13 protein-coding genes are annotated in these 13541 nt (G+C 40.0%); 11 read left to right on the forward strand and 2 right to left on the reverse strand.

Annotated features, from left to right (window positions below; translation table 11 throughout):
- Window positions 1–96: 96 nt before the first annotated feature.
- Window positions 97–1836, forward strand: a complete 1740-nt coding sequence (locus ACFQWC_RS19800; protein ID WP_341357151.1) for a cell wall-binding repeat-containing protein — start codon at window positions 97–99, stop codon at window positions 1834–1836.
- Window positions 1837–1880: 44 nt separating this feature from the next.
- On the opposite strand, the gene ACFQWC_RS19805 is transcribed toward ACFQWC_RS19800, so the two are convergent.
- A complete protein-coding gene (locus ACFQWC_RS19805; RefSeq protein WP_341357150.1) occupies window positions 1881–3125 on the reverse strand; it encodes a C40 family peptidase in 1245 nt (414 codons plus the stop codon).
- A 99-nt stretch (window positions 3126–3224) separates the two neighbouring features.
- Window positions 3225–4022, reverse strand: coding sequence for an SGNH/GDSL hydrolase family protein (locus tag ACFQWC_RS19810; RefSeq protein ID WP_377108883.1), 798 nt, complete (start codon window positions 4020–4022; stop codon window positions 3225–3227).
- 204 nt (window positions 4023–4226) lie between these two features.
- Here ACFQWC_RS19810 and ACFQWC_RS19815 point away from each other — a divergent pair, with 204 nt between their 5' ends.
- The 10 genes from ACFQWC_RS19815 (at window position 4227) to ACFQWC_RS19860 (ending at window position 13526) form a co-directional block, all read left to right on the forward strand.
- Complete coding sequence (locus ACFQWC_RS19815) at window positions 4227–4976, forward strand: YveK family protein (protein ID WP_377108884.1); 750 nt, start codon at window positions 4227–4229, stop codon at window positions 4974–4976.
- 16 nt (window positions 4977–4992) lie between these two features.
- On the forward strand, window positions 4993–5664 hold the full coding sequence (locus ACFQWC_RS19820; RefSeq protein ID WP_299744541.1) for a CpsD/CapB family tyrosine-protein kinase: 672 nt from the start codon (window positions 4993–4995) through the stop codon (window positions 5662–5664).
- Between the two features lie 104 nt (window positions 5665–5768).
- Entirely contained in the window at window positions 5769–6536 is a 768-nt protein-coding gene (locus tag ACFQWC_RS19825) for a tyrosine-protein phosphatase (RefSeq protein ID WP_341357146.1), read from the forward strand.
- Between the two features lie 315 nt (window positions 6537–6851).
- Window positions 6852–6974 (forward strand): hypothetical protein, encoded by a 123-nt coding sequence (locus tag ACFQWC_RS19830; RefSeq protein ID WP_377108885.1) that lies wholly within the window; start codon window positions 6852–6854, stop codon window positions 6972–6974.
- A 102-nt stretch (window positions 6975–7076) separates the two neighbouring features.
- Window positions 7077–8897 carry a polysaccharide biosynthesis protein gene (locus ACFQWC_RS19835; protein ID WP_377108886.1) on the forward strand — a complete coding sequence of 607 codons (1821 nt, stop codon included), beginning with the start codon at window positions 7077–7079 and terminating at the stop codon, window positions 8895–8897.
- Window positions 8898–8909: 12 nt separating this feature from the next.
- Window positions 8910–9803 carry a UTP--glucose-1-phosphate uridylyltransferase GalU gene (gene galU, locus ACFQWC_RS19840; protein WP_377108887.1) on the forward strand — a complete coding sequence of 298 codons (894 nt, stop codon included), beginning with the start codon at window positions 8910–8912 and terminating at the stop codon, window positions 9801–9803.
- 156 nt (window positions 9804–9959) lie between these two features.
- A complete protein-coding gene (locus ACFQWC_RS19845) occupies window positions 9960–11075 on the forward strand; it encodes a DegT/DnrJ/EryC1/StrS family aminotransferase (RefSeq protein ID WP_377108888.1) in 1116 nt (371 codons plus the stop codon).
- On the forward strand, window positions 11075–11719 hold the full coding sequence (locus tag ACFQWC_RS19850; RefSeq protein WP_377108889.1) for a sugar transferase: 645 nt from the start codon (window positions 11075–11077) through the stop codon (window positions 11717–11719). The genes ACFQWC_RS19845 and ACFQWC_RS19850 overlap by 1 nt, the downstream gene beginning before the upstream one ends.
- Complete coding sequence (locus ACFQWC_RS19855) at window positions 11716–12342, forward strand: acetyltransferase (RefSeq protein ID WP_377108890.1); 627 nt, start codon at window positions 11716–11718, stop codon at window positions 12340–12342. The genes ACFQWC_RS19850 and ACFQWC_RS19855 overlap by 4 nt, the downstream gene beginning before the upstream one ends.
- 17 nt (window positions 12343–12359) lie before the next feature.
- Complete coding sequence (locus ACFQWC_RS19860) at window positions 12360–13526, forward strand: glycosyltransferase family 2 protein (protein ID WP_377108891.1); 1167 nt, start codon at window positions 12360–12362, stop codon at window positions 13524–13526.
- Window positions 13527–13541 lie beyond the last annotated feature (15 nt).

Consider the following 13541-nt stretch of genomic DNA (forward strand, 5'->3'; position numbering starts at 1 on the left):
AGTATCAGAATACAGGAATGAATTGTCGACTGACACTCAAAAACTTGGATTTATTTGGTATTATTAGAGGGGAGAATAAAATAGGGAGGGAGTCATTTGATTAAAAAAACCGGCATAACCATCTTATTCATCATCCTTTCATTCAGCCTGGTAAAAATGGACACAGCAAAGGCAAATGTAAACCGGATAAGTGGAGAAAATCGCTTCGATACAGCTGTGCAGATTTCGTTATGGGGATGGGATCAATCCGACACGGTGGTGCTTGCAAACGGACAAACGTTCCCCGATGCCCTGGCAGGGGGACCGCTCGCTTATAAAATGAGTGCACCGATTCTATTAATCTACAAAAATCGTTTACCCTCTGAAACGTTGCAGGAAATCGAGCGTTTAAAGGCAAAGCACGTCTACATATTAGGTGGAACCGGCGCAATCGATGCAACCATTGAAACACAATTGAAAAAGAAAAACATGAAGATTACAAGAATCGGAGGAGACGACCGTTTCCAAACAGCCGCCAAAATCGCCAGTTACTTACCTTCCAAGAAAGCAATCGTAGCAAACGGACGGAACTTCCCGGATGCGCTGGCAGTCGCTCCTTACGCCGCCAAAAATGGCATCCCGATTGTATTGACGGAATCCAGCACTCTACCGTCATCTACCCTGAAGGTAACAGAGCAGAAACAAGAGACCATTATAGTCGGAGGTGACGGAGTGATCTCTGCCAAAGTAGAATCAAAACTCCCCGGCACAACCAGATATGGCGGTGTCGACCGTTATGAGACCGCTAAGAACATAATAGAAGGTCTTCCGATGAAAAAGGAAAGAGCTTATGTAGCAACGGGGACAAACTTCGCTGATGCCTTATCGGGGTCTGTACTGGCAGCAAAAGAAAACGCACCAATACTATTAGTGAAGAAAGAGGCTGTTCCTTCAACAATAAAAAGTCTGGTAAACTCTTATGACTCATTCTCCATTCTTGGAGGGAACAACGCCGTCTCGTCAGGTGTCGAGGAAAAGTTAACAGGAAGCCTGGAAGAGTTTCGTTTCCAAGGAGTTCATATCAATGCCACTGAAGAATTCCTTCGATCTTCCTTAGGAGATCCACAGCGAATCGATGAAAGTAGATTCAGCTTTGACTGGTATGTCTATAATCTGGATCCCAAGAAGTACATCCAATACGGTGTATTTAAAGGGATAGTGGTGGCGGTCTATTCAAACTCGGATAGCTGGGTGTCACGATCCGGACTTAAGCTTGGTCTCGGCAATACAGAAGTTGAAACCAAATTAAATCAAATAGGAGCCAGTCACAATCAGACTAACGACTATTATTACGATGAAATGCTTATTCGTACTTATTATGATAAAAATGATGGGAATACACTTTCCGGGCTCTTACTCATGAGAGAAGATTTCACGATCACAAATCCGGACGTGAATATAACGGAACTAAGAAACAGCATGGAGAAGCAGATCCTCGACCAGGCAAATGCATTACGGGCACGACATCTTGTGGCACCCCTTCAGGCGGATGCTAAAGCTCAAGAGGTAGCCAGAGCCCACAGTAAAGACATGGCCATAAGAAACTTCTTCAGTCATGATAACCCTGATGGTCTATCATCCTTTCAAAGGATGGATCAGGCTGGAATCTCATATTCATCGGCAGGGGAAAACATCGCGGGGGGACAGTTCAATGCCATCGCTGTTCATGATGCCTGGGTCAACTCATCCGGCCATCGCAAAAACATCCTGAGTCCTCTCTTCAAAAAGCTGGGGACAGGAGTATACTTCGGCGGGGAGTATGGCGTGTACTATACTCAGGATTTCTTCACTCCATAAAAAAATAGGCCCCGATGGCGTAAATGTCATCGGGGTCTATCTTTCTACAAATCATAAAATCTCTTAAATCCATCAAACTTCGATTTCCAATAAGAGTTACTTAAGCTGGAAACCTGGACGCCGTTGTCCCCGGCATGGATGAATTCATTGTTTCCGATATAAATGCCTAAGTGAGAAATGCCTTTTTTATATGTATTTTCGAAGAATACAAGGTCACCCGGCTGAGGTGTATTCACGTAGTAGGAGCGACTGTAGTATCCTTCACTGGATAGACGCTTTACACCATTGGCACCGGCTTCTTTAAAGACATAATAGATGAAGCCGCTGCAATCAAAGCCGCCGGCCGATGAGCCTCCCCATACATAAGGGGTCCCCATATGAGACGTTGCCTCACTTAATAATCTATCAACGGAAAAGGACGAAGATTGGCTTGGTGCCGGAGCTGCTGGGGGCTTGACTGCCTCAGCCGTTCCCTTCACCTTCAGGACCTGTCCGATGCGCAGGAAATCACTCGAAAGATTATTCCAGCTTCTTAACTCACTTACACTCACACCAAATGTTGCACCAATATGAGACAGGGTATCTCCCGACTTAACGGTATAGCTTGTCATGGAGCTATCTGGTTTAGGCGGAGCAGGTTGTGCCGGTGCCGGAGTGGCAGGAGCCCCTGATTTCGACACTTTCAGGACTTGTCCAATCGATAAGAAATCACTCGAAAGTCCATTCCAACTTTTAAGTTGGGCTACCGTCACACCAAACTTCATCCCGATATGAGACAACGTATCCCCAGATTTCACTGAATAACTTGTCACCGAACCGTCTTGTTTAGGTGGAGCCGGAGCGGGTGCCGGACTGCTTGGAGCAGGCTGGGAACCCGTTTTCGATACTTTCAACACTTGACCGGGATAGATCAGATGATTATTCAAACCATTCCAGCTCATTAAATCGGCAAGGGAAATCGAATGCTTACCGGCAATCTGTCCTAATGTATCCCCGGACTTAATCGTATACGTTTTAGCGGACGTCTGCCCTGTGTTTTGCTTTGGAGGCGCAGGTGCTTGTGGCGATTGGGCGCCGCTCGCGGCAACCTTCAATACCTGATTAGGAAAAATCATTTCTGACTGCAGCTTGTTCCAACTCTTCAAGTTGGCAACGCTTGTGTCATATTTGTTTGCGATCAGCCAAAGGGAGTCGCCTGATTCCACCTTGTGAGTGCTTGCCGAGGCATAGCTAACAAACGAAGACGAGAGTACAGCCGTAGCTGCTACAGAAACCAATGTCTTTTTCACGTACACTTCTCCTTTATTGTCATAGTTTGATAGATAATACCGTCATTTTATCACATAATTTGGTGGAAAAAACTAAATTATTCCTAAAATAGTAAAAAATTATTCCTTTTCTACCAGGAAGTCTATGATTCCTTTGGCCCAGGCTGTGTGTCCCTGCTCATTCGGGCTGCTGGCATCATCCAAGTACGTTTTAATCTCTTCATCTTCTACACCTGGCCAGTTGGACCAGTGATCAATAAACGGAATATCATTCTCTTTCGCGTATTCCTGAATTTGAGAAACCTGTACAGCGTAATTTTTAGGCTGATAAATAGGCTGTGGGGGTGTAAGGACAAATGCTGACCCAGGTGATAACTCTTTTACTTCATCTATGATCGTGCTGATGCTTTGAAGAGTGTCCTCGATCGTAACGTTTCCATTATCTTTAAAGACGAACGGCTCAAAAATGACGAGCCCAGGCTGTAAATCCCCTACTTCTTCATATCTTTCCTCACGCACGAACTCAAGTGTATTGGTTTCAAAGGATAGACTCTGAATTGAAACAGTGTCCCCGTACTCGTCTTCTAAAGCGTTCGCTACTTTGTCGTTCCATCCTTCCTCAATGGAATCCATTTCGGTTGATCCCATCAGAACAATATTGAAGGGTTCTCCAGTTTCTAGCTTCTCTTTATAAAGGGAACGGGCATCTTCCGGCCAATTGACTGTAGTAGACCAAAACTCCCCTTCCTCTGTTCCGAGGGAGGATTCTTCATCCTTCTGAGATTTCTCTTTCTTCTCAGGAACCGAAGACGAATCGGCAGACGTGGAACCCGTTGTCATCGACTTCCAGTGAAGATTCCCATAAACAATAACCCCACCACATAATATAAGTAGGAAAAAAATAATTACCTTTTTCATTACGAACCTCCTATGAGTAAATAACTTGGAAAATGGAACCAAATTCGAATAGCCCCTTCCAATAATAAACAATCTATTGTTTAATAGATAAGTAACAAAAGATTTCAATTATATTAAAATTATGACAAGATTCCCTAAAAATAACAAGAACTTATGATATAATATGACGAGATTTTTATTTTTTAAGAATTATAGGAGGCTATCATGGAAGAAACCATCAGTTTAAAGGAGCTCATTCAGACGTTGAAGAAACGCATGAGTCTCATCATCATACTGACCCTAATGGCGGTATTGGTAAGTGCGGCGATCAGCTATTTTGTCCTCACACCAATCTATCAATCGTCCACTCAATTGCTTGTGAATAAATCGAATCAAGATCAACAGAATTCATTTAATGTAGGGGAAGTGCAAACCAACCTGCAATTGATCAATACATATAATGTCATCATGAAGAGCCCGGCTATTCTGGATATTGTTATTGATGATCTTAAGTTAGATATGACGACTAAAGAATTAAACGAAAAAATTACGGTACAAAGTGAAAAGGATTCACAAGTCGTAAACATCTCCGTGCAGGATGAAGATCCCAAACAAGCAGCAGCTATCGCAAATAAGATTGCCGAAGTCTTTCAAACCGAAATCGTGAAAATCATGAATGTCGATAATGTGAGTATCCTTGCAAAGGCGGAACTTGGAGAAAACCCATCTCCTATTAAACCTCAACCATTATTAAATATTGCCATTGCGGTGGTAGTGGGATTAATGGCAGGTGTAGGACTTGCATTCTTATTAGAGTTCTTAGACAACACAGTAAAAACAGAGCAAGATATCGAGAAAGGTCTTGAGCTTCCTGTACTAGGGGTAATCCCGACGATTACCGACAGTGAATTCCAGAAGGTAGCCCATCGCCAGGAAAGAACGTCAAGACGCAGAGGTGAAAGTGTCGGTGTTTAATAAACAGAAGAAATCAATGAACGCAAATATACGTAAGCTAATCGCGAAAGCGAATCCAAAGTCTCCCGTATCGGAGCAATTCCGTACAATTCGTACGAACATCCAATTTTCATCAGTCGATCAGGAATACCGTTCAATCATGGTATCATCAGCAGGTCCAGGGGAAGGAAAGTCCACAACTGCCGCGAACTTGGCTGTAGTCTTTGCTCAGCAAGGAAAAACTGTCCTTTTAGTGGATGCAGATATGAGGAAGCCAACCGTTCACTATACCTTTAACTTCCCGAACACAACAGGATTAACGAATATTCTATCGAGACAAGTGACACTGAAGGAAGCCGTTAAAGACAGCGGTGTGGACAAGCTTCATATTCTCTCAAGCGGTCCGATCCCACCGAATCCAGCTGAGCTATTAAGTTCAAGGGCGATGGAGCAATTCTTTGTCGATGCTTATAACGAGTATGATTTGATTATATTTGATACGCCACCCGTACTTGTAGTAACAGATGCACAAATTATGGCGAACCAGTGTCATGGAAGCATCCTTGTCGTTTCAAGCGGAAAGACAGAAATGGAACCCGCGAAGAAAGCAAAAGAGCTATTGCAATCGACAAAAGGAAAGCTGCTTGGATGCGTACTTAATAATAAGAAAGCTTCAGAAACAGACTATTATTACTATTATGGAAATTAAGGTTTATTCGACAAAATTCACCCCTTTACAAATATACCTAGTGGTGTAAAATGGTAGTCGGTGTAGAATTAAGTCGAAAGAACTAGAAAGAGGAGGAGTTAGTAATGATTGACATCCATAGCCATATCCTTCCGGGGATAGATGATGGTGCCAGTACGATTTACGACAGTATCGATATGGCGAAGCAGGCTGTCTCAGAAGGAATTCATACAATCATTGCGACTCCTCATCACCGTAATGGAAAATACGACAATGTGAAGTCGGACATCCTTCCCCTTGTGAAAGAAGTGAATGATCGGTTAAGGGAAGAACACATTAACCTTCAAGTACTTCCCGGACAGGAATGCCGCATTTATGGTGAAATTTTAGAAGATTACCAAAAGGGTGACATCTTGCCTTTAAACCAAGTATCCCAATATCTTTTCATTGAGTTCCCATCGAGTTCAGTTCCGCGGTATGCGGAAAAGCTTCTCTACGACATTCAGGTAGCAGGTCTGACCCCGGTCATCGTTCATCCAGAGCGTAATGCGGAGTTGATTGAACGACCGGAAAAGCTTTATAAGCTTGTACAAGGAGGAGCCGCAACTCAGCTAACCGCATCCAGCCTTACAGGATACTTCGGCAAGAACATCCAGAAATTCTCACAGCAAATGATCCAAGCCAACCTGACACACTTCATCGCATCAGACGCTCATAACATACGTAATCGCACCTTTAAAATGGAAGAAGCGATGGATTATATAGAGAAAAAGTACGGAATAGACATGGTCTATTACTTTACAGAAAATGCAGAATTGCTGATCGATGGAAAAAATATTTATAAAGAAATACCTGAATTGATCAAAAAGAAGAAGTTCCTCGGAATCTTCTAAAAGAATCAAACACAGGTAATCCTAAGGTACTATTGTCGTTATTAAATCAGAATCAAGAAGGTGCGCACAGACAACAGTAGAATTTTGGGAATGTCTCCTTACCATTATCATTGGAGGCACTCGATCACACCGTGGGCGGAGAGGAAACTTTGCCTTAGACGCTCGTCGTCAGTGGTGGGATGTGAGGAAGGGTTAGATGCCCACATCTACTATAATAATAGAATCCAGTAAAGAGAAACAATGAAAACGCTTTATGTATTTTATTCATATTATGGTATAAATAAGTTCATCTGTAAAATCAAGGAGAATGCACGCTTGAAAGATTTTAGTTCCATGTCTAAAAGTAGCAAAAAAGCAATAAGATATATTTATCAGGATGCACCGGTAGAGCGACTAGAAAAAAAATACGAATCAACCAAGCCATTGAAAAAAGATTAAATGATCAAAAGTAAACCTAGATACCTAAGGAAAGGATATACATTTGTATCTTTCCCTTAGGTATTTAATTTGTCAAAATAACTTAGAAAAGAAGGGATTTATGTGAGTTATACAAAACGGGTATCATTGCTGATGCTGCTGGATTCTTTGATCGTGTTAACAGCAATTTATTTCGGTTATTATCTCCTTCATCCAACGTTCAGCCTGTACACGTTACCTACACTCGTCTTTAGCTCATGCGCATTACTGGCAAGTCACCATGTATTCGCATTTCTTGATCGTCTTTATCAGAAAGCATGGGAATACGCAAGTGTCGGGGAATTGGTTGCGATCATTCGAGCGATTACATTTTCAATCGTGGCCACTGGTATTCTACAGTTTTTTGTGAACGGGGATATATATGTTCGGGTACTAGCAGTCACTTGGATGCTTCATATCATACTTATAGGTGGATCACGATTCTCATGGAGAATGTACAGACACTATTACATAAAGCCGAAACAGGAAAAGAAACGGGCGTTAATCATCGGGGCTGGGTCAGCAGGGTCCATGTTGGTCCGACAGTTGATAAAGAGCCAGGATACGGATTTGCTTCCAGTTGGATTTATTGATGATGATCCTAAAAAAATGAAACTTCAAATTTACGGTGTGACGATCCTTGGCCGTACCAAAGATATACCAACATTAGTTGAAAAGCACCGAATAGATAATATCATCATTGCTATTCCTTCTCTTCGTAAAGGTGAACTGCAAGAAGTGTATCAACAATGCAGTAAAACCTCCGCAAAGACACAGATTATGCCGATGATCGAAGATATCGTTTCTGGTAAAGTTTCCGTCAATCAATTCCGGGAAGTGCAGGTGGAGGACTTGCTTGGCCGTGAACCGGTTGAGCTTGACACTGATAGTATCTCGAAGAAAATTTCAGGTAAAACAGTACTGGTTACAGGTGCTGGTGGTTCAATCGGCTCTGAGATTTGCCGCCAAGTGAGTAAATTTAAACCTAAGAAACTTTTGTTATTAGGACATGGTGAAAACTCTATTTATACAATCGATATGGAACTAAGAAATAGATATGGAACAGAATTGAAAGTTGTCCCTATCATCGCGGATATACAAGATCGAAATCGTATTTTTGAAGTATTTGAAGAACATGATCCTGAGGTTGTGTATCATGCGGCAGCCCATAAACATGTACCATTAATGGAATATAATCCAAAAGAAGCTGTTAAGAACAATGTAATTGGTACAAAGAATGTGGCAGAGGCCGCAGATATATTCGGGGTAAATACGTTCGTTTTAGTTTCTTCTGATAAAGCAGTAAACCCTACAAATGTAATGGGATCTACGAAGCGCATTGCAGAGATGGTCATTCAAAACTTGGACAAAGAAAGCCAAACAAACTTTGTTGCAGTTCGGTTCGGGAACGTTTTAGGCAGCAGAGGAAGCGTAATTCCATTATTTAAGAAGCAAATTCAAGCTGGTGGTCCGGTTACGGTTACTCACCCTGACATGACAAGGTACTTCATGACAATACCAGAAGCATCACGTTTGGTTATGCAGGCTGGAGCTCTAGCGCGAGGTGGAGAAATTTTTGTCCTTGATATGGGCGAACCAGTAAAAATCGTTGAGCTTGCAAAAAATCTTATTAAGTTATCCGGTTATACATTAGAAGAAATCGGTATTAAATATGCGGGAATTCGTCCTGGTGAGAAAATGTATGAGGAACTGCTTGGGGAGAATGAAGTACACGGGAAGGCTGTGTTTCCGAAGATATTTATTGGGAAGACGGTTGATTTTGAGTATGAGAGAGTTTCAAACTTGATTGAGAATCATACTGAATTTGATCCTCAGTACTTATCTAACTACGTATTAGAATTAGCTAATAAGAAAGAACAATTATTAGTCAAGAATGCAAATTAAGAGGTGGAAGGTATGCAAAAAGTGAGAAAAGCAATTATTCCTGCAGCTGGACTAGGGACCCGTTTTTTACCTGCTACTAAAGCTCAACCTAAAGAAATGTTACCAATTGTAGACAAGCCTACTATTCAATATATTATCGAGGAAGCAGTCGCTTCTGGTATTGAGGACATCATTATTGTAACAGGTAGAGGGAAAAGAGCAATTGAAGATCATTTTGATAAATCGTATGAGTTAGAGGAGACACTTGCGAAGAAGGGTAAGTATGACCAATTGGAAGAAGTGCAAGGTATTTCAAAACTTGCTAATATCCATTATATCCGACAAAAGGAACCTCTTGGTTTAGGGCATGCAATTTCTTGTGCCAGTCGATTTATCGGTAATGAGCCGTTTGCTGTATTACTAGGGGATGATATTGTTCACTCTCCTGATAGTCCCTGTTTAAAGCAGTTAGTCGATGTCTATGAGCGGTATAATTCTTCGGTCATAGGGGTTCAACAAGTACCCGAACAGGATGTTTCTAAATACGGAGTTATTTCAATTAATCAGAATGGGATTGAAGAAGGGGTTTACCATATCAATGATTTGGTTGAAAAACCTAAGAAGGAAGAAGCGCCTTCAAATTATGCAATTATGGGCCGTTATATTTTACGACCAGAAATCTTTAGTATTTTGGAGAATCTTACACCGGGGGCTGGTGGAGAAATTCAGTTGACGGATGCGATTAAGAAGCTAAATGAATTGCAGATGGTTGTTGGGTATGAGTTTGAGGGTGAGCGTTATGATGTTGGTGATAAGTTTGGTTTTATCAAGGCTACCGTGGAGTTTGCTTTGGAGCGTGGAGATTTGCAAGTTCAAGTAATGGACTATCTTAAGCATATAGTGAAACAAGAAAAGATAACTATTTAATATTAATATATGACTATTAACATAGGTACTTAACAAAACTTAAGTACCTATGTTAATGAAAATAATATTAGTAGTTTATTAGTTACGTGGATAAAGTATCTAAATATCCAAGTAAGTAATAAGCAACTACATAATAGTGGAAGGAAGATTTAGAGTATGGGAGATCGTATTTTTCTTTCATCACCACATATGAGTGATGAAGGGTATGAAATGGAATATGTAAAAGAAGCTTTTGATACCAATTGGATCGCTCCACTTGGAGAGAACGTAAATGAATTTGAAAAGGAATTGGCTGCTAAAGTTGGCTCTGAAGCTGCAGCAGCCCTATCTTCCGGTACTGGTGCTATCCATTTAGCATTAAGAGCAGCGGGTGTGGAAGAAGGAGATATCGTCTTCTGTCCGACCCTAACATTCTCTGCAACAGCGAATCCCATTATCTATCAAAATGCCATTCCTGTTTTCATAGATAGTGATTTGGAGACGTGGAATATGTGTCCAGAAGCATTGGAAGAAGCTTTTGAAAAGTATCCTGAAGTAAAAGCAGTGATTGTGGTCCACCTTTATGGACTATCTGCTGATATGGATAAAATAGTAGAGCTTTGTAAGAAGTATAACGTTGCATTGATAGAAGATGCTGCTGAGAGTTTGGGTACTTATTACAAAGGAAAGCATACAGGAACGTTCGGAGATTACGGTATTTTCTCCTTTAATGGAAACAAGATCATTACTACCTCTGGTGGTGGGATGTTAGTTTCAAATAATGAAGAGCGTATTGCTAAAACAAGATTTTGGGCAACACAGAGTAGGGACACTGCAAGACATTATCAACATAGCGAATTAGGCTTTAATTACCGGATGAGTAATGTGGTTGCCGGTATTGGTAGAGGGCAACTTAAGGTGTTAGATCAGAGAGTTGAGAAGAAGAGATATATCTTTGACTTTTATAAAAGAGAGCTTGGTGACCTTGAGGGTGTTGAGTTTATGCCTAGTAATGAATGGGATGAGCCGAATTATTGGTTAAGTTCGATGACTTTGAACGGTCATGTAAGACCGATAGACGTTATGGTTGCTCTTGAAAAAGAAAAAATTGAATCGAGACCAATATGGAAGCCTATGCATCTGCAGCCTTTCTTTGAGAAGTATGATTTTGTTGGGCCGGGTGTTTCTGAGAAGTTGTTTGAAAATGGTGTTTGTTTGCCGTCTGATACGAAGATGACCGATGAGGATTTGGAAAGAGTAGTGACGATTATTAAAGGGTTGTGGTTGAAATAATGAAGGATTATAAAAAAGGAATTTATAAAAGATTTATAAAAAGACCTATGGATATAATTTTATCGTTGCTTGCTTTAATTCCACTCAGCGTTGTTCTCGTAATCGTAGCTATTCTTGTAAGAATCAAGTTAGGCAGCCCAATCTTATTTAAACAAAAAAGACCGGGGCTGAATGAAAAGATTTTTATGATGTATAAGTTTAGAACGATGACGGATGAGAGAGATGATAATGGAGAATTGCTTCCTGATAGTGTTAGGTTGACGAGGTTTGGAAAATTCTTACGTTCTACGTCACTTGATGAACTTCCAGAGCTATTTAATATCTTAAAGGGAGATATGTCCATAGTAGGACCTAGACCATTATTGGTTCAATATCTGCCCCTTTATAATGAGCATCAGAAACGTCGCCATGAAGTAAGACCGGGATTATCTGGATTAGCGCAAATAAGTGGCAGGAACGCCATCAGTTGGGAAGATAAGTTTAATCTAGATGTGAAATATGTAGATAGTGTAAGTTTTATCGGAGATTGGAATATTATTTTTTCTACTATTAAGAAGGTTTTTGTAAGAGAGGGAATCAGTTCAGAGACAGCAGTGACAATGGAACCTTTCAAGGGAACTAAAAAGGAACGAATGGATCTATGAAAAACAAACTTCTCATTATCGGAGCAAGTGGTCATGGAAAAGTGGTTGCTGACATCGCTTTGAAAATGAATAAATGGGATAGCATTTCATTTATGGATGATGATGAAAGCATTGAATCATCAATGGGAATAAAAGTAGTTGGAAAGTCAAATGATGCTTTAGAACTTGTAAAAGATTATGACATTTTTGTTGGGATAGGTAACAATACTATACGAGAAAAAATTCAAAATGAACTAGAAGAAAATGGTGCAAGCATACCCACTTTAATTCATCCTAATGCTGTTATTGGAGAACAAGTTATTTTAGCGAGTGGAACAGTAGTTATGGCTGGAGTAGTAATTAACTGTGGCACTAATATCGGTAAAGGATGTATTCTCAATACTTCTTCTACAATTGATCATGACAATATTATAGAAGATTATGTTCACATATCACCTGGTGCACACTTAGCTGGCACAGTTAAAGTAGGAAAACGGAGCTGGTTAGGAATAGGTAGCATAGTAAGTAATAATGTAAATATTACTAGTGGATGTACAATTGGTGCAGGAACAGTGGTGGTTAAGGATATTACTGAAGCAGGAACATATGTAGGGGTTCCAATGAGGAAGATAAATAGTTACTAATTTAAGGGAGTTATAACATGGAATTATTTTTTGAAATTCTATTTTATATAAGTGGGTTCATTATAGTCTGGGCAATGATTGGTTATCCAATTTCATTAAAGATAATTGGCAAATTTTATAAGGATCGCAAACTTGAAAAAGATTTTTCGCATAGACCTACTGTAACAGTTATGGTAGTAGCACATAACGAAGAAAAAGTGATCTTAGACAAACTTAATAATATTTTGGAGTTAGATTATCCAAAAGATAAGATAGAGTTCTTGATAGCTTCAGATAATAGTACAGATAGAACAAATGAAATTGTTAGACGCTTTATAAAAGAAACAAATGATGTAAATATAAGACTTTTTGAAGTGAAGGCTCGTAAAGGGAAAACAAATGCTCAAAATGAGGCGCAAAAAACTGTTATAACAGAGTATCTAGTTATGACTGATGCTAACTCTATAATGGATAAAAATTCTGTTAAAGAACTTATGGCATCTTTTACTTCCGATGAAATTGCGTATGTTTCAGGAAGGCTGTCGATTGTAAATCAAACTTCAAGTGATGTAAGTGACGCTGAGGCGAGTTATTGGGATGGTGATATGGCTATTCGGGAAATAGAGGGAAGAATACAAACTATTACTGCTGGTAACGGTGCGTTATATGCTTGTAAGACAGAGGATTATTATGATTTTAATCCAATTCAATGTCATGATAGCGCAATGCCGCCTCTATATGCCCTCCAGGGTAAAAGGGCGATCGCCAACCATGATGCTATAGCTTATGAGAAGGCTGGAGAAGTCATTGAAGATGAGTTTGGTCGTAAAGTAAGGATGAATAGGATTATACTAAAACATATTTTGCCTGATGTAAGGATTCTTAACATATTTAAGTATAAATGGTTTTCCTATTTTTACTTTGGTCACAGAACTTGTAGATATTTATTATGGATAGCACACTTAATTGTATTTATCTCCAATGCTTGTTTAATTTCAGATTCCTGGTTTTATACTATGACTTTTTGTGGACAGGTACTCTTTTATCTATTGGCATTAATTAAAACCTATACTAAGACAAATAATAAATATCTGACATTAATTTACTACTACTGTGTAACTATAATTGCACAATGGGCGGGGGTCTATAATATACTGACTGGAAAGGCTAAGCCATTCTGGGAAAAAGCAGAGAGTACAAGGTAATTTATATATAGAGGA

This window comes from Rossellomorea sp. GCM10028870 (assembly GCF_042666755.1).
GTDB lineage: Bacteria > Bacillota > Bacilli > Bacillales > Bacillaceae_B > Rossellomorea.